At 70.6% G+C, this 16865-nt stretch carries 17 protein-coding genes; 6 read left to right on the top strand and 11 right to left on the bottom strand.

The window, feature by feature from the left end; translation table 11 throughout:
• Positions 1–3: 3 nt before the first annotated feature.
• Positions 4–858, top strand: a complete 855-nt coding sequence (locus ACIBQX_RS21390; protein ID WP_397007022.1) for a helix-turn-helix transcriptional regulator — start codon at positions 4–6, stop codon at positions 856–858.
• Positions 859–881: 23 nt separating this feature from the next.
• Here the strand turns inward: ACIBQX_RS21390 and ACIBQX_RS21395 are convergent, their stop codons facing one another.
• From ACIBQX_RS21395 to ACIBQX_RS21425, 7 genes are read right to left on the bottom strand one after another with little or no spacing between them, the layout of a single operon-like run.
• Entirely contained in the window at positions 882–1709 is an 828-nt protein-coding gene (locus tag ACIBQX_RS21395; RefSeq protein WP_397007024.1) for an SDR family NAD(P)-dependent oxidoreductase, read from the bottom strand.
• A gap of 33 nt (positions 1710–1742) precedes the next feature.
• The gene (locus tag ACIBQX_RS21400; protein ID WP_397007026.1) at positions 1743–2150 is read right to left on the bottom strand and encodes a MaoC/PaaZ C-terminal domain-containing protein; all 408 of its coding nucleotides are present in this window, start codon (positions 2148–2150) and stop codon (positions 1743–1745) included.
• Positions 2151–2612 (bottom strand): MaoC family dehydratase N-terminal domain-containing protein, encoded by a 462-nt coding sequence (locus tag ACIBQX_RS21405; protein WP_397007028.1) that lies wholly within the window; start codon positions 2610–2612, stop codon positions 2151–2153.
• Positions 2612–3802 (bottom strand): lipid-transfer protein, encoded by a 1191-nt coding sequence (locus ACIBQX_RS21410; protein ID WP_397007030.1) that lies wholly within the window; start codon positions 3800–3802, stop codon positions 2612–2614. The genes ACIBQX_RS21405 and ACIBQX_RS21410 overlap by 1 nt, the downstream gene beginning before the upstream one ends.
• A gap of 10 nt (positions 3803–3812) precedes the next feature.
• Positions 3813–4904, bottom strand: coding sequence for a CaiB/BaiF CoA transferase family protein (locus ACIBQX_RS21415; protein ID WP_397007032.1), 1092 nt, complete (start codon positions 4902–4904; stop codon positions 3813–3815).
• Positions 4897–6420 (bottom strand): AMP-binding protein, encoded by a 1524-nt coding sequence (locus tag ACIBQX_RS21420; protein ID WP_397007034.1) that lies wholly within the window; start codon positions 6418–6420, stop codon positions 4897–4899. The genes ACIBQX_RS21415 and ACIBQX_RS21420 overlap by 8 nt, the downstream gene beginning before the upstream one ends.
• Before the next feature lie 23 nt (positions 6421–6443).
• Complete coding sequence (locus ACIBQX_RS21425) at positions 6444–7595, bottom strand: acyl-CoA dehydrogenase family protein (protein ID WP_397007036.1); 1152 nt, start codon at positions 7593–7595, stop codon at positions 6444–6446.
• A 154-nt stretch (positions 7596–7749) separates the two neighbouring features.
• Here ACIBQX_RS21425 and ACIBQX_RS21430 point away from each other — a divergent pair, with 154 nt between their 5' ends.
• Entirely contained in the window at positions 7750–8910 is a 1161-nt protein-coding gene (locus ACIBQX_RS21430) for a TetR/AcrR family transcriptional regulator (RefSeq protein WP_397007038.1), read from the top strand.
• A 45-nt stretch (positions 8911–8955) separates the two neighbouring features.
• On the opposite strand, the gene ACIBQX_RS21435 is transcribed toward ACIBQX_RS21430, so the two are convergent.
• The 3 genes from ACIBQX_RS21435 to ACIBQX_RS21445 form a co-directional block, all read right to left on the bottom strand.
• Entirely contained in the window at positions 8956–9849 is an 894-nt protein-coding gene (locus tag ACIBQX_RS21435; RefSeq protein ID WP_397007040.1) for a TIGR03564 family F420-dependent LLM class oxidoreductase, read from the bottom strand.
• Between the two features lie 155 nt (positions 9850–10004).
• Positions 10005–10607: a histidine phosphatase family protein gene (locus ACIBQX_RS21440; RefSeq protein ID WP_397007042.1), complete on the bottom strand. Its 603-nt coding sequence runs from the start codon at positions 10605–10607 to the stop codon at positions 10005–10007.
• A 71-nt stretch (positions 10608–10678) separates the two neighbouring features.
• Entirely contained in the window at positions 10679–11986 is a 1308-nt protein-coding gene (locus ACIBQX_RS21445; protein WP_397007044.1) for a PEP/pyruvate-binding domain-containing protein, read from the bottom strand.
• Between the two features lie 59 nt (positions 11987–12045).
• Here ACIBQX_RS21445 and ACIBQX_RS21450 point away from each other — a divergent pair, with 59 nt between their 5' ends.
• Both ACIBQX_RS21450 and ACIBQX_RS21455 read left to right on the top strand, forming a co-directional pair.
• Positions 12046–12441 carry a DNA-binding protein gene (locus tag ACIBQX_RS21450; RefSeq protein ID WP_397007046.1) on the top strand — a complete coding sequence of 132 codons (396 nt, stop codon included), beginning with the start codon at positions 12046–12048 and terminating at the stop codon, positions 12439–12441.
• A complete protein-coding gene (locus ACIBQX_RS21455) occupies positions 12438–13073 on the top strand; it encodes a transcriptional regulator (protein ID WP_397007048.1) in 636 nt (211 codons plus the stop codon). Before ACIBQX_RS21450 ends, ACIBQX_RS21455 begins: the two co-directional genes overlap by 4 nt.
• A gap of 18 nt (positions 13074–13091) precedes the next feature.
• On the opposite strand, the gene ACIBQX_RS21460 is transcribed toward ACIBQX_RS21455, so the two are convergent.
• Positions 13092–13988 (bottom strand): LysR family transcriptional regulator, encoded by an 897-nt coding sequence (locus ACIBQX_RS21460; RefSeq protein ID WP_397007050.1) that lies wholly within the window; start codon positions 13986–13988, stop codon positions 13092–13094.
• Positions 13989–14122: 134 nt separating this feature from the next.
• Between ACIBQX_RS21460 and ACIBQX_RS21465 the strand changes: the two genes are divergently transcribed.
• Together ACIBQX_RS21465 and ACIBQX_RS21470 are read left to right on the top strand one after the other, a co-directional pair.
• Positions 14123–15310 (top strand): CaiB/BaiF CoA transferase family protein, encoded by a 1188-nt coding sequence (locus ACIBQX_RS21465; protein ID WP_397007052.1) that lies wholly within the window; start codon positions 14123–14125, stop codon positions 15308–15310.
• A 1-nt stretch (position 15311) separates the two neighbouring features.
• Entirely contained in the window at positions 15312–16739 is a 1428-nt protein-coding gene (locus ACIBQX_RS21470) for an SLC13 family permease (protein WP_397007054.1), read from the top strand.
• Positions 16740–16865: the final 126 nt, after the last annotated feature.

A 16865-nucleotide genomic window follows, 5' to 3' on the forward strand; every position in this document is an offset into this window, starting at 1 on the left:
CACGTGGAGTCGTGGGAGTTCGGCCGGATGGTGCGCCGTTGGCGTGATCGTGTGACGCCCGAGACCGTCGGCGTTCCGGTCGGCCGGCGACGCCGGGCGAGCGGGCTCCGGCGCGAGGAGCTGGCCGGGCTCGCCGGGATCTCGGCCGACTATCTGACCCGGCTGGAGCAGGGGCGGGCGACCGCGCCCTCCGCGCAGGTGGTGGAGGCGCTCGCGCAGGCGCTGCGCCTGTCCGACACCGAGCGTGCCCTGCTCTACCGGCTGGCCGGGCACAGCGCGCCCGGTCCGGACGTCGTTCCGTCGCGCGTCACGCCGAGCGTGCAGCGGCTGCTCGACCGGCTGTCGCACACGCCGGTCGTCGTGTACGACGCGACCTGGACGCTCGTCCTGGCCAACGCGCCGTACGACGCGCTCATGGGCGAGACGTCCACCTGGCACGGGATCGAACGCAACGCCATCTGGCGCAACCTCCTCGGCCCCGGCACCCGCACCGTGCAGACCGCGGCGGAACAGGCCGAGCACGAGGCGCGGCTCGTCGCCGACCTGCGACTGACCGCCTTCAGGTATCCCGCCGATCGAGCGCTCCGGCAGCTCATCGCGCAGCTCACGGACCAGAGCCGGCGCTTCGCCGAACTCTGGGACGCCGACGCCCCGCCTTCGCTCCCGGACCCGGGGAAACGCAAGGTCGTCGACCACCCCGCGGTCGGCCGGATCACGCTCGACTGCGACGCGCTCATCGTCGCCTTGGACGATCTCCGCATTTTGGTCTACACCGCCGAGCCCGGCACCGAGGACGCCGAGCGCCTCGCCCTCGCCCTCGTTCTCGGCACCCAGACGCTGGTCGAACCGGCCCCCTGACCGGATACGCGTCCTCGACGCCGTCAGCCCTCGAACCCGCCGCCGGTGACGATCACCTGGCCGCTGACATAGTCCGACTCCGGGTAGGTGAACATGACGACAGAGCCGGCGGCCTCGTCCGGCGTGCCGGCGCGGCCCAGCGGGATCGCCCGGTTGAGCATCTCCAGCAGGTGCGGGTTGACGCCGACCTTGATCTGCCGCCCCTCGACGTCGATGTACGCGTCACCGTCCGCCGTCGCCTCGGTGAGCCGGGTCTGGATGAAACCGAACGCGACGCAGTTGACGTTGACGTTGTAGCGGCCCCACTCCTTGGCGAGCGTCTTGGTCAGCCCCACGATCCCGGCCTTCGCGGCCGAGTAGTTGGCCTGCCCCGCGTTGCCGAACAGGCCCGCGACCGAGGAGATGTTGACGACCTTGCGGTGGACGGTGCGCCCGTCCGCCCGTTCCTTCCGCACCGCCGCGCTGATCACCGGCTGGGCGGCGCGCAGGATGTCGAACGGCGCCTTCAGGTGCAGATCGACGATGGCGTGCCACTGTTCGTCGGTCATCTTCTGCACCACGCTGTCCCAGGTGTACCCGGCGTTGTTGATGATGATGTCGACGCCGCCGAAGGTGTCGACCGCCACGCCGACGAACGCCGGCGCGAAGCCGTCACCGGTGACGCTGCCGGGGAACGGCACCGCCGTGCCGCCGTTCTTGCGGATCTCCTCGACCACCTCGCGGGCGGGGTCCTCGTCGAGGTCGTTCACGACGACGCCGGCGCCTTCGCTCGCGAGCTTCAGCGCGATGCTCCGGCCGATCCCCCGCCCGGCGCCGGTGACGAGGGCGGACTTGCCGTCCAGCTTTCCCATGATTGCCATCCTCAGGTTGTGCGTGCAGAGGGATCAGTCGAGCGCGATCTCGGCCTCACCGGTGAGGGTCACCGTGCCGTCGGCGAGTGCCACCGTGAGGTCGAGTGTGGCGACCCGTTCGCCGTCGACGTCGTCGACGGCGGTGACCTCGGCCCGGCAGGTGGGCCGGCCGTGGATCGGCGTGACGGCGGCGAACCGTACCTTGTACGACCGCAGCCGCTCCAGCGGGAAGTTGTCCGTCAGGAGCCTCGCGAGGTAGGCCATGGACAGCATGCCGTGGGCGAAGACGTCGTCCAGACCGGCCGACCTGGCCACGTCGAGGTCGATGTGGATCGGGTTGTGGTCACCGGACGCGCCCGCGAAGAGCGCGAGGGTGGTGCGGGAGATCGGGGGGACGGTCAGGTCGTCGAGCCGGCTGCCCGGCTGCATGTCCAAGGCCATTCAGGAGCTCACTTCCGGCAGTGCGCGGACCACGAGCGTGTTCCGCATCGTCACGACGACCGTCCCGTCCTGGTCGGTGATCGGGAGCTCGGTCACCAGGAACCGCAGTGCGCCGCCTTTCTTCTCGTACACGTCGACGACCTTCGACGACGAGCGGAGCTCGTCACCGGCGTAGGCGAGCCGGTGGTAGGCGAACTCCTGCTCGCCGTGGAGCACCGCGCGCAGGTCGACGCCGAGTTCGGTGAGGTGGCCGAACGGGTCCGGCACTTCGAGGTCGACGCCGAAGAAGAACGTCGGAGGCACGGGCAGGTCGCGGTGCCCGGCGCGCCGGGCGGCGTCGAGGTCGACGAACACCGGGTCGGTCTGTCCCGTGGCCTTGGCGAACATCCGCAGCCGGCTGCGGGTGACGAGCAGCGTGCCCCCGGCCCTTTCCGCGCCGATGAGCGACCGGTCCAGTCCCATCAGCCGCTCACCTTCTTGTACAGCGTGACGACGCAGGCGCCGCCCAGTCCCAGGTTGTGCTGCAGCGCGACGTCGACGCCGTCCACCTGACGGCCCTCCGCCCGGCCGCGCAGCTGCCACACGAGCTCGGCCGCCTGGGCGAGCCCGGTCGCGCCGAGCGGATGCCCCTTGGAGATCAGTCCGCCGGAGGGGTTGGTGACGACCTTGCCGCCGTAGGTGTTGGCTCCGTCGAGCACGAACTTCTCGGCGGTGCCTTCCGGGGTGAGCCCGAGGGCCTCGTAAGTGAGGAACTCGTTGGTCGTGAAGCAGTCATGCAGCTCCACGACCCCGATGTCCTCAGGGCCGATGCCGGACTCCTCGTAGACCTGGCGCGAGGCGGCGACCGTCATGTCGTAGCCGACCAGCTTGCGCAGGTCACCCTCGAACGTGGCCGGCTGGTCGGTGACCAGCGACTGCGCCTCGATCACGACGTCGGCGCGCAGGCCGTGCTTCCTGGCGTACTCCGGCGACACCAGCACCGCCGCCGCTGCCCCGCAGGTCGGCGGGCAGCACTGGTAGCGGGTGAGCGGGCCGTAGATGTGCGGTGAGCCCAGCACGTCCTCGACCGTGAGAGGAGCACGGAACACCGCGTACGGGTTGGCCGCCGCGTGCCTGCGGGACTTCACGGTGATGTGGGCGAACGTCGCCGGGTCGATCCCGTGCTCGTCCACGTAGGCCTGGCCCGCCGCGCCGAAATAGGTGGCCGCGGGCGGCGTGCCCGGTTCCGGGACCCCTGCCACCTGGTCCCGGACCTGTGTGAAGGAGCCCAGTACGTCCGGCCGGTCGGACCACACCGAGCCGAGCGCGCCGGGGTTCATCTGCTCGAAGCCGAGCGCGAGCGCCACGTCCGCCTGCCCGCTCGCCACCGCCTGACGGGCGAGCCACAGAGCCGACGACCCGGTCGAGCAGTTGTTGTTGACGTTGACGACCGGCGCGCCACTGTGACCCAGGTGGTAGAGCGCCCGCTGCCCCGAGGTGGAGTCACCGTAGACGAAGCCGACATAGGACTGCCGCACCGCTGGGTACTCCACGCCCGCGTCGGCGAGCGCGCGGCGTGCCGCCTCCGCGCCCATGACGTCGTAGGTATCGCTCCTCCCGGGCTTGGTGAAGGGAATCATGCCGACTCCCGCGACGATGACCTTGCCGCTCATGACGTGCTCCTCACATCTCGTACGCTGCGACAGTGGTGTGCTGCCAGGCCGCCTCGGTCACCCGCCGGGCGGCGACCGGCTCGGCCGCCGGGGTCCTGGAGAACCGTGGCGCCGGCCGGGGCTGGTCGACCCCGTCGATCGAGGTGAAGACCCCGCGCTCCACCAGGTGGGGGTTCTCCAGCGCCTCCTCGTAGGTCAGGACCGGGGTGACGCACGCGTCGGTGCCGGCGAACACCTCGGCCCACTCCGCCATGGGCCGCGTGCCGAACACGCCGGCGATGGCCTCGCGCAGCTCGTCGGCGCGCGCGTCGTCGTACTGCCCGGGGAGCGCGGCGGTATCCAGCCCCAGGATCCGCGTCATCGTCGCGAAGAACTGCGGCTCGATGCAGCCGACCGCCACACTGCGACCGTCCGCGCAGACATAGGTGTCGTAGTACGGTCGGCTCCCGTCGAGCAGGTTCGTCCCGCGTCTGCTCGACCAGCGGCCCTCGCCGCGCAGGGACCACATCATGTGCGCCAGGACGCTGGCCCCGTCGCACATCGCCGCGTCCACGACCTGTCCCAGCCCGGAGCGTTCCCGTTCCCACAGGGCGGCGAGGACGCCGGCGACGAGGAACATCGAGCCGCCGCCGAAGTCGCCGACCAGGTTGAGCGGCGGGACCGGTCGCTCGCCGGCGCGGCCGATGCTCTCCAGGACGCCGGTCAGCGAGATGTAGTTGATGTCGTGCCCGGCGGTCTGCGCGAGGAGGCCCTCCTGGCCCCAGCCGGTCATCCGGCCGTAGACCAGGCGAGGGTTGCTGACCATGCACACGTCAGGGCCGAGGCCCAGCCGTTCGGCCACACCGGGCCGATACCCCTCGACGAGCACGTCCGCCTCGTCGGCCAGCGCCCGTACACGGGCGACGTCCGCCGGATCCTTCAGATCCGCCCCGACGACCCGCCTGCCGCGCAGCATGTGGTCCGTGTCCCCCACCGTCCTGGTGGGGCGCTCGACCCGGATCACGTCGGCGCCGAGGTCGGCGAAGATCATGCACGCGTGGGGGCTCGGTCCGATGCCGGCGAGCTCCAGCACCCGCAGGCCCGCGAGCGGCCCGTCAGCCACGGGCCGGCCAGTACTGCTCCCGGAGGCGCCGCTTGAACAGCTTGCCCGAGTCCTCGCGGGGCAGCCGTTCCTCGAACACCACCACCTTGGGCACCTTGTACTTGGCCAGGTTGCGCCCGACGTGCTCGCGCACCTGCTCCTCGGTCACCGTGGCGTCCGGCAGCAGCTCCACATGCGCCGCCAGCGCCTCGCCGAAGTCGGCGTCCGGGATGCCGAACACCGCCACGTCGGCGACACCGTCCAGCCCCAGCAGGGTGTTCTCGATCTCGGTGGGATAGATGTTCACCCCGCCGGAGATCACCATGTCGTTGAGCCGGTCGCTGAGGTAGAGGTACCCGTCCTCGTCGACATGGCCGACGTCGCCGATGGTGTAGAAGCCGTCGCCGGCGTCGATGGCGCGTCTCTTGGCGTCGTCGCCGAGGTAGGTGAAGTCCGGCCAGGCCGACGGGGACCGGCCGTAGACGACGCCTGTCTCGCCGACCGGGACCTCGGCCATGTCGGGATCGAAGATCCTGATCGCCGCGTCGCCGACCGGCGCGCCGACCGTGCCGGGGTGGGCCAGCCACTGATCGCTCGTGCAGACGGTCCAGGCGCCGCCCTCGGATCCGCCGTAGTACTCGGTGATGATCGGACCGAACCAGTCGATCATCGCCCGTTTGACGTCCGGCGGGCAGGGCGCGGCGGAGTGCGAGACGTTCTCCAGCGAGGAGAGGTCGTACTTCGTCCGGACCTCCTGCGGCAACCGCAGGAGCCGCACGAACATGGTCGGCACCATCTGCGCGGCGGTGACCCGGTACTCCCCGACGACCCGGAGGAACTGCTCCGCGTCGAACTTCGGCATGATCACCACGTTCATCCCCATGGCCAGGGCGTAGGTCGCGGCCACGTTGGGGGCCGTGTGGTAGAGCGGCGCGGGGATCACGGCCGTGCCGCCTGGCCGGAAGCCCACCACCTGGCGCATGATCTCGGCGACCCCACCGATCTTGTCCGGGGCGATCGGGTCGCGCAGCACGCCTTTGGCCAGCCCTGTCGTGCCCGAGGTGTAGATCACCGACATGGGCGGGGCGAGCACCGACTCCGTCGGCGGGTCGTTGTCCTCGATGAGCTGCTCGGCCATCGGGTAGCGGCCGGTCGGCGCCACCGTGCCCAGCGCGAACTCCTCGGCCACCTCCGGCGGAACCGCGACTTCGACGATCCGCAGGTGCTCCGGTTTCCGCGCCTCCACGATCGGCACCAGGTCGGAGTGGACCACCGCCACCTTGGACTGGCTGTCACTGAGCAGATGCCGCAGGTCCGCGCCGGTCCAGTGCCAGTTCACCGGCACGGGAACCGCCCCGATGAGCGACGCGGCGAACGTGGCCTCCAGCATGCTCGTCTCGTTGCGCATCACGATGGCGTACCTGTCGCCGGGTTCGACTCCCATCCGTCGCAGGCCCGACGCGAGGCGAGCCGCGCGCTCCTTCATCCTGGCCACCGGTAAGACGCGACGACCGGAGATGACCACTGGTTCGGTCATGTCCTTCTGCCTTTCGTTGAGGTTCAGAGGGATCGTGCGACGAGGTCCTTCATGACCTCGTTGGCTCCGCCGTAGATCTTCTGCACCCGGGCGTCCTGGTACATGCGCGCGATGGGGTACTCCCGCATGTAGCCGTAGCCGCCGTGCAGTTGCACGCATTCGTCGATCAACGTCACCTGCTGCTCGGTGAGCCACCACTTCGCCATCGCGGCCGTGGCCGTGTCGAGCCGGCCCTCAAGGTGCAGATCGACGCAGCTGTCGAGGAAGACGCGCGCGATCCGCGTCGCCGTCGCTCCCTCGGCGAGGGTGAACTTGGTGTTCTGGAAGTCCCAGATGGTCTGTCCGAACGCCTGCCGCTGCTTGACGTAGTCGACGGTCTGCTCCATCGCGGCCTCCATGCCGGCGACCGCGAGGACCGAGATGAGCAGCCGCTCCTGCGGCAGCTGGTTCATCAACTGCGCGAAGCCCTGTCCCTCCACCCCGCCGAGCAGGTGGTCCGCAGGCACCCGCGTCCGCTCGAAGGAGAACTCGGCGGTGTCGGCGCCGTGCTGACCGACCTTCTCCAGGATCCGCCCCCGGACGAAACCCGGGCAGTCGGCCGTCTCCACGACGATCAGTGAGATGCCCTTCACGCCCCGGGCCGGGTCGGTCCTGGCCACCACCAGGACGAGGTCGGCCAGGTGTCCGTTGGAGATGAAGGTCTTCGCGCCGTCGATGACGTACGCCTCGCCGTCGCGCACGGCTCTGGTCCGGATGCCCTGCAGGTCGGACCCGGTGCCCGGTTCGGTCATCGCGATCGCGCCGATCATCTCGCCGGCGGCGAGCCGGGGCAGCCAGCGTCGCTTCTGGTCCTCGGTGCCGTAGGCCAGCAGGTAGTGGGCGACGATGCCGCTGTGCACCATGTTGCCCCAGCTGGTCTCGCCGGCCCGGGCCTGCGCCTCGCAGACCGCGAGGTCGTGCGCGATGGTGCCCCCGCCGCCGCCGTACTGCTCGGGGATGGAGCAGCAGAGCAGTCCGAGATCCGCCGCCCTGAGCCAGACGTCGCGGTCGACGTGGTGCTGTGCCTCCCACTTCTCCCGGTTGGGCAGAAGCTCCGACGACACGAAAGCCGAGGCGAGGTCGTACACCGCCCGCACGCTTTCGGTCTTCCACGCCGATGTATAGGACCCGGGCATACACCCACCTCGATCCACTTCAGAAATGAACCTAACGCCGCTTGGTGATCCATTTAGCAGGGAGTCTTAACCATGCGGCTCATCCGCGAGCTTACTCAACATTCACTTAAATGCAATGGCCGGTTTCGGCCCGGCGCCACCTACGCTGAGTCCCATGTCGACAGCCACCGTGCGACCGGCCGACGAGCCTCGACGCCGTCCACGCGACCGCAAGCAGCAGATCCTCGTGGCCGCGCGGGACCTCTTCGTCGAGCACGGCTACCCCAACGTGTCCATGTCCACGATCGCCGCGAAGGTGGGCATCCGCGCGGGCGCGCTGTACCGGCACTTCGACACCAAGGCGGTGTTGCTCGAGTCGGTCATCGCCGACAACTTCGGCTGGATCGACGAGCCGCTGAACACCACCGGCTTCGCGGAGGTCGTGGACGACGTCCTGGCGAGGGTGACCGACCGGCCCTATCTGTCGGACCTGTGGATCCACGAGGTCCGCTATCTGCCCGCCGAGCAGGCGCGGCTGCTGCGGCGCCGGATGCGGCGGTGGACCGGCAGCCTGATCCCCCCGCTGCGGCGAGCGCGGCCGGGGCTCGACGCGGGGCAGGAGGAACTGCTCGCCTGGGCCATCCCGTCACTGACGTCCTGTGTCGGCCGGCGCGCGATCCACGCCCCTCAGTCCGTACGACTTCCCGTCGTACGCGCCGGCATCCACGCCCTGACCCGAGCCGTGCTGCCCCCGACGGGAGCGGAGACGGTGACGCCCCGGGCCGGACTGCTGCCGGTGTCGCGCCGGGAACGGCTGCTGCTCGCCGCCATCGAGCAGTTCGCCCGCAACGGATACCACGAGACGTCGATGACGAGCATCGGCGCCGCCGCCGACGTAACCGGGCCGAATCTCTACGGCTACTTCGCGAGCAAGGCCGACCTCCTGCAGGCGGTCTACGAACGCGGCACCCACACCCTGTGGCTGAGCCTCGACGAGGCCCTGACCAGCGCCGACTCTCCCGGAGAAGCGCTCACCGCCGTGGTGCGCTCGTTCGTGCGGATCGCGAGAACATGGTCAGCGATCCTGGACGACCCCACCGCCGAAGCGGGAGTCGTGGCAGCGACACTCGCCGCCCAGCGGGAGTACGTGGGCGAATGGAGCACCCTGGTGGCACGCCTCCTGCCGCACCTCGACGCCCGAACGGCCCGGCTGCGCGTACAGCTCGGTCTGTTCCTCGTCACCGACCTCTACCGCAACCCGCGAGTCTCCCGCTACGAATCCTTCCCCGAAAGCCTGACGGCGCTGGTCCTGGCGGTGCTGTGCGACGACTCCTGAGCACCGCCGAAGTGGCCCGGCCGATCCCTATCCGGCCGGATCTCCCTATCCGGCCAGATCGGCCAGGAGCGCGGTGGTCCGCGCCTGCTCCTCGTCCGAACCGAGAAGCACCACCACGAGCTCGGTCGCACCCGCGTCGAACAACCGGCGCAGCTGGCGTTCGACGCCCGCCTCGTCACCGATGACCACCGTGTCCTCGGGGCCGGCGGCGTGACCGCGGTCGAGCATGGCACGGTAAACGGGCACCTGCCCGACCATCCCGAAGTTCTCGGCGACCCACGCCCGGCGCTCGTCCTCGTCGGAGGTGACGCACACGATGGTGCTGGCGACCACGCGAGGCGTCCTCCCGCCCGCCGCCTTGGTGATCGCCGGCACGACATGATCGGCGAGGGAGGCCGCGGTGGCCCAGGTCGTGATCGTCCCATCGGCCAGCTCGCCGGCCACCCGCAGCATCGCCGGGCCGAGCGCGCCGACCAGCACGGACGGCGGCGTGGCCGCCGCCACGTCGACCGCGCCCACGGCCTTGAGCGTCTCCCCCTGGTAGCTGACGCTCTCGCCGCGCAGCAGCGGGGCCAGCGCGGACAGGTATTCACGCAGGTGACGGGCGGGGCGGTCGAAGGAGTACCCGTACTGGTCCTCGATGATGAACTGGTGGCTGACTCCGACGCCCAGGGTGAGCCGGTTCCCCACGGCCTCCTGAACGGTCAGCGCCTGCGCGGCCAGGGCCAGCGGGTGCCGGGGATAGGTCGGCACCACCGCCGTCCCGAGCTCGATCCCGGGCACCTGCCGGCCGGCCACCGCCAGCGTGGTCAGCGCGTCCCGGCCGGTCCGCTGAGCCAGCCACACCCCGGCGAAGCCCGCCTCGGCCGCGGCTTGGGACTGATCGATGACCGTCTCCAAAGACGGTCCCATCTCATCTACGACTAACCCGATCCGCATCGAACCACCCCGTGATTATCGACAGTGAACTTACCGACCATGCGCCCGCACCCCGTGCTCGACCAGTTCGATCTTGGCGCTATTGGGCACGATACTGCGCCACCGGTCGCGACGCGCGCGGCCGAGGCGCGCCTGTTCGGGCAGACGGAAAGCTCTCATGGCCTCGTGCCTGCGGGAAACCCGGTCCAGCGCAGGTCGGGCGGGAGATGACTCATGTCGTTGAACATCACGATCGTGGGCGGCAGGCCGCTTCGGTACTCGATGACCGTCAGCGCGGTGTTGGCGCTGTTCAGTCCGAGCCACCGGGGCGGCGGCGCGTCCAGTGCGTGGCGCACCAGCCACGCGATCTGGTAGGCGTGCGTCACCAGGACCTCGTGGGTGTCTTCCGTGGCCGGGCCGGGGGCCTCGGCGAACCGGGCGACCAGAGCCTCGGCGAGCCTCTGGCCCGAGGCGGCCTCGGCGTCGTCGTAGCCGTCGAAGAAGCCGGCCCAGGAAGGGGGTACTTCCGCCGCGCTGGGAACGTAGGGCACGTGGTCGACGAGCTCGGCGGCCTCGGCCACGGGCACGTCCGGGAGACGCCGGGCGAGTTCCTGCGCGCTCGCCACGGCGCGTGGAAGCGGAGAGTGCCACACGGCGTCGACCGGTACGCCGGCGAGCCGTTCGCCCAGAAGGACCGACTGCCGGTGCCCGATCGCGGTGAGCTGCCCGAACGCGTCGGCCGCGCCGTGGCGGGCCAGGTAGAGGTGTCGCGTCGTCATAGGTGGTCAGGGGCGCGGTGTCCGTACGGACCCGGTCCCCTCTCCTTTCGAGCTGCGGGACGAGTGATCGATTACGCGTGCGCCGGCGTGACAGTCCCGGTGGTGCCGTCGATGGTGATGACGGTGGCGTCGTGGAGCCTGCGCGTCGCGTTCGCGATGCCGAGGACCGCCGGGATGGCCTGCTCGCGGGCGACGATCGCGGCGTGGGAGAGCACGCCTCCGGTCTCGGTGACGACGCCGCCGGCGATGCGCAGCAGCGGCGTCCAGGCGGGGTCGGTGAAAGGGCAGACGAGGATGTCACCCGGTCGCACGCGCGCGAAGTCGCCGGGACCGCGGACGATCCTCGCGACGCCGGTCACGGTCCCGTGGCTGCCCGGCGTTCCGGTGAGCGTGGCCGCTGGGACGGCCGAGTCGCCGTCGGGCGGTGCCGGGACTTCCGGTGCCGGGACTGCCGGTGCCCGGGCTGCCGGTGCCGGGGGTGCGGCGGTGACCGGTCGTGCTTGCAGGATCCAGGTACGGCCGCCGGCGATCGCCCACTCGATGTCCTGCGGGCCATCGAGCAGGGCGGCGATCTCCTTGCCCAGCTCGGCCAGCCGGGTGGCGGTGGCGTCGTCGAGCGTCGGCCGGTTCCGGGTGTGGGTGGGCGCGTCGCGCGTGACGAGCCGCGTGCCGTGCCGGTCGAGGCGGGTTCGTTTGTCTGCGATGGTGCGGCTGACCGGCCCGTCGCCGGCGACGCGGTAGGCGTCGGGGGTGACCGTTCCTCCGACGACGCTGGGGCCGAGGCCCCAGGACGCCTCGATCCGGGTGGCGTCGTCCGGGCCCGAGGGGGTGAACATGACGCCGGACACCTCGGCGTCCACGTGGCGTTGGACGATGACGGCCATCAGCGGATCGACTCGGTCGTCACGGCGGTAGCCGACGGCACGCGGAGCGAACAGCGAGGCCCAGCAGGCACGTACGGCATCGGCGACGTCGCCGATGCCGTGCACGGCGAGGAAGCTCTCGTACTGACCGGCCGCCGAGGCCCGGCCGGTGTCCTCGTCCGAGGCCGATGATCGCACCGCCACGGGCGGGTCGCCGAGCTCGCCGAGTGCGCGTCCCAGCGCGTCGATCACGCTCACGTGGACCGGGCGGGCCTCGATCCCCCGCCGCGTCGCGTCCTGCTCACGGTGGTCCAGGCCGCGGCGGTCCAGGCCGCTGTGACCCAGGTCTTGGTGGCCCAGGTCGCGGTGGCCCAGGTCGCGGACGGCGGCGAGGTAGGCGGCGAACGGGAGGACGAAGCCGTCAGGAACCGGCAGACCCGCGCGGAGCAGCGCGCCGAGCGCGCCGGCCTTGCCGCCGCAGGTATCGGCCGCAGCCTCCCTGAGGGGTACGATCATCCACCCTGCCTTTCAACAGATTGTTGACAACATTTCGTTGATTGTGGAGCATGAGTCGCATGCCACGCAAGCAGGACACCGCTCACGCCTCGCGCGCTGACCACGTCCAAGCCCACCTCGAACGGGACGCGCGTCAGCGCCTGCTGAGCCTGGGCGCGGACACGCTCGACGCCCGTCCGTGGCGTCCCCCGCCCGCCCCGCTGTCGGCGGTCGACCTCACGCAGTTCGCCGTCTGGCGCTGGGCCGACCTGGACCAGGAGGGCATCCTGAGCGCCCTCACCCTCCTGCCCGCCGCCCGCGCCGAGGTCGACGGGATCGAGGCCGCCCTGCTGTTCACCGCCCGGAGCGCGGGACTGACCTGGGCGCAGATGGCGCACGCGATGGGGTTCAACTCTCCGCAGGCATGCCAGCAGCGCTACACCCGCCTCACGGCACGACAGGACGCCGGCTCGTGACGCGGGACTCCGCACCCGGCCTGCTCGTCCTGCACGCCGTGCGCATCACCGGCTACGCGGACACACCGGTGATCGCGCATCGGTTCGGGCTCGACGCGGCCGAGACGAAAGAGCTGCTCTACGACGCCGAGGCGTACGGCTGGGTCGAGCACGCCGCCTTCGCCGGCTCCGGAGGCTGGTCGTTGACCGAACGCGGCCGGGCCGAGAACGAGCGCCTGCTCGGGGCCGAGCTCGCACGCGTCGGCGGCGTCGAGGAGGTCCGTGCCGTTCACCGCGACTTCCTCCCGCTGAACGCCCTGCTGCTACGAGCCTGCACCGACTGGCAGCTCCGGCCCACCGCCGGTGATCGGCTCGCCGTCAACGACCACTCCGATGCCGGCTGGGACGCCAGGGTTCTGCACGAGCTCGCCGACATCGACCGCGCGCTCGCGCCGCTCGTGGACCGGCTCGGGAGTGTTCTCACGCGGTTCCTGGGCTACGACGGGCGATTCGCCGCGGCCCTGGCGCGCGCTCGGGCCGGCGAAAGCGCCTGGGTCGACCGTACTGACGTGGATTCCTGCCATCGTGTCTGGTTCGAGCTGCACGAAGACCTCATCGCCACGCTCGGCATCTCCCGGCAAACGGAACCCTGACCTGCCACCTGGGCACGTTCACGCCTGATGTGCGCGTGCTTTCAGCTCGTCGGCCTTGGCCCGGATGAGTCTCCGTACGATGAGGGCGGACTGCGAGGGACGGCTGTCCTGACGCTGGGTCAGGCACAGGTGTACGGGGTCCGTGTCGCGTAGGGGAAGCCAGACCAGGTCGGAGATGTCGGCCGAGGTGTCGAACTGGGCGAGGATGCCGAGCCCGGCGCCCTGGCCGACCATCACCTTGACGGTGCGCGCCGACATGGCCTGGACGACGATGCCGGGACTGGCCAGGTGCCGGTGCAGCACCTCCCACATCACGGTGCCCGCCCGCATGGTGACGAGCGGCCAGGTCTCAAGGTCGCGCCACTCGACCTGGTCGCGACCGGCGAGCGGGTGATCGGTGCGCGCGTAGACCCCGACGGGCGCCGAGACGAGCGGCACGCGGTGCAGCCCGGCCGCAGCCGGGCTCATCGGCATGGTGATCACCCCGAGGTCCAGCTCCCCGTCGAGCACGGCGGCCTCGATGTCGGCCGAGGCTCCCTCGCGGACGGTGAACCGCAGTCCGGGATGGTGCGCCCGGAGATGGCCCACCACAGGGGCGATGATCGTCTCCGCTGACACCGAGACCCCGCCGATCTGCACCCGGCCGTGGTACACCCCGCTGGCTCGCATGGCCGCTTCGCGCACCGCCTCCTCGGCCGCGACCAGCTGACCCAGCGGCTCAAGAAGGGCCTGACCGGCCGGGGTCAGCCGCACGCCGCGCCGGCTGCGCGTGAGCAGGACGACGTCGAGCTCCTCCTCCAGCAGCGCGATCTGCTGGCCGATGGTGGGCTGGCTGACCCCGCACCGGTCGGCCGCCGAACGCAGCGACCCGGTCTCGACGGCGGCCAGGAAGTAGCGCGCTCGCTCCACCCGCATCGGCCCACTATAGAAGTAAAACCTTTCACCCGTGAGCTCTAATCATGCCTTCCCAGTGCTCCGACGACGGGGAGATAGTGACGTGAGTCTCATGCGAACCTGATTCGAGGTCCACGACGTGAAAGGAATACCTGGTGTCCAACGGCCCGATGAGCGGAGTACGCGTCCTGGACGTGTCGACGATCCTGGCCGGCCCGTTGGCCTCCTCGCTGCTCGGCGAGTTCGGTGCCGAGGTGATCAAGGTCGAGCATCCCGCCGAGGGCGACCCGGCACGGTCCTACCCACCGCTGGAGGACGGCGTGTCGGCCGCCTGGACGATGCTCGGCCGTACCAAGCGGAGCGTCACGATCGACCTGCACCACCCCGATGCGGCCGACCTGGTCGGCAGGCTGGCCGCGACCGCGGACATCGTGGTGACCAACTTCCGCCCGGCGACGCTGCGCCGGTTCCGCATCGACTTCGACGACCTGCGGGCGTACCGGCCCGACCTGGTGATGGTGCACGTCAGTGCTTTCGGCCGCACCGGTCCCTACGCCGAGCGACCGGGCTTCGCCCGCGTGGCGGAGGCCTTCGCCGGTCTCACCTACCGCACGGGTGACCCCGATCAGCCGCCGGTCTTCGCCGGCTACCCCGTCGCCGACGGCGTCACCGGCATCTACGCCGCGTTCGCCGCCCTGCTCGCGCTGCGTCAACGGGATCTCACCGGCGAGGCCCAGCTGGCCGACATCCCCCTGTACGAGCCGTTGCTGCGGATGATGGAGGATTTCGTCGTCGAGTACGGCGCGACCGGTACGAGCCGGGAGCGTCAGGGGAACCAGAATCCGCACATCAGCCCCAACAGCCTTTATCTCACCCGCGACGGCCGCTGGCTGGCCCTGCCCGCCTCGACCGAGCAGATGTGGCGACGGCTGGTCGAGGTCATGGACGCCCCCGACCTGGCCGTCCACGACTCCATGACCGCCCGGCTGAAGCACCGCGAGGAGATCGAGGCGCGCGTCGCCGCCTTCGTCGCGGCTCACGACCTGGAACCGCTGATGGCCGTGCTGCTCCAGGCCGGCGTGGCCGCAGGACCGGTGAACTCGGCCGCGGACATCTGCGCCGACCCGCACATCCGCGCCCGCGGGTCGGTGGTGGAGGTGGCGGACGAAGGCTCGGGGCGGCCACGCCTCATGCAGGCGCCTGCCGGCCGCTTCTCCGGCTTCGACGGCACCATCGGCCGGGGCGCGCCCGCTCTCGGAGAGCACACCACCGAAGTACTGCGGGATCTCGTCGGACTGACGGACCCCGAGATCGACGACCTGCGCCACCGAGGAGTGGTCTGACATGACCATGGCAGTCTTATCCATCATCGTGCTGGTCGCTCTCTTCGTGGCGACCCTGAGACCCGGGTTCGACCTCGGGCTCGCCGCCCTGTCCGCGGCGTTCATCCTCGGTCTGGCCGCCGGTGTGCCGGCGAACGAGGTGACGGGGTTCTTCCCGGCCGACTTCTTCGTGCTCATCGTCGGGGTGACCGCCCTGTTCGCCGCGGCCAAGCTCAACGGGACTCTCGACTGGCTGCTCGACCTGTTGCTGCGCCTGGTCGGCGGCCGGCTGTTGCTGGTGGCGCTGGTGCCCTTCATCGTCGGCGCCGTGCTGACCGCGGTCGGCACCCTGCCCGCGGCCGCCACGGCGATCGTCGCCCCCATCGCGCTGGGCCTCGCCGCGCGGTACGGGATCTCGCCGCTGCTGGCCGCCGTCCTCGGCGTCACCGGCATCATCAGCGGACTGCTCTCACCGCTCGCCGTGTACGGCGTCACCGCCCGCGAGCTGAGCACCAAACTCGGCATCGACCTTCCCGGCACGGCCCCGATGACCTTCCTGCTGGGCGGACTGCTCACCGGCCTGGCCGTATGCGCGGCCTGCCTGCTCATCGGCTCCCGCACCGGCGCCATACCAACCGGCCGAGCCCCCACCCCAACCCCACCCACCGAGCCCGCCCCAGACAGCCCCGCCACCCAATCCGCCCGAAACACCGAGCTGCACGGCACCTCGCCGGACCCTCAGGACGCGACCCACGTATCCGGCACCACGAGCAGCGCCGAAAGCACCGCAAGCTCCGGGAGCTCTGGATCGGCGACTGTCGTCACCACCGTGCCCGCGGCGACGGGGACGGCGGGGGCGGCGGGGAGCCGCAAGGCCCGCGTGCTCACGGTGCTCTGCCTGCTCGCCGTCGTCTCCCTCTCGGTCGGCTTCGACATGAACGTGGGCTACCTCGGCCTGACCGCGGCGATGATCCTGCAACTGGTGCTCGGCCTGAAGCCCGGCGCGATCGTCTCGATGATCCCGTGGGGCGTCGTCCTGCTGATCGGTGGTCTGCTGACGTACGTGGGCCTGATGCAGCATCTGGGCGCGTTCAAGGAGATCAGCGAGCTGCTCCAGGTCGAGGGATCGACCGCGCTCAGCCTGCTCGTGCTGTGCTACATCGCCGGCGTCACGTCGTTCGCCGCCAGCTCCATCGCGGTGTTCGTGACCGCCATGCCGCTGTTGCCCCCGCTGGTGGCCAGCGGTCTCTCCCCGGTCGGCGGCGTGCTGGCCCTCGCCCTGGCCTCGGTGCTGGTCGACATCAACCCCCTCGGCATCACCGGAGGGCTGATCCTCGGCGCCGCCGCACCATCGGCCAGGCCCCGCCTGTTCCGCCAGCTTCTCACCTACGGCATCATCTCGATCTTCGTCGCGCCCCTCCTCGCCTGGCTCGCCTTCGCCTGGTGGTAGCGGACCTCCACGCGATGCCGGCGCCGGGTCACGACTCTTATGTGAAGTAGTGCACGTTCGCTCCTTGTGTGTCTTCCTCCACAGAACGGCACGCCAGATCCCTCTAGCGTCAGCGTTGTCCGGAAC

The organism is Nonomuraea sp. NPDC049714, from assembly GCF_044465295.1.
Classification (GTDB): domain Bacteria; phylum Actinomycetota; class Actinomycetes; order Streptosporangiales; family Streptosporangiaceae; genus Nonomuraea.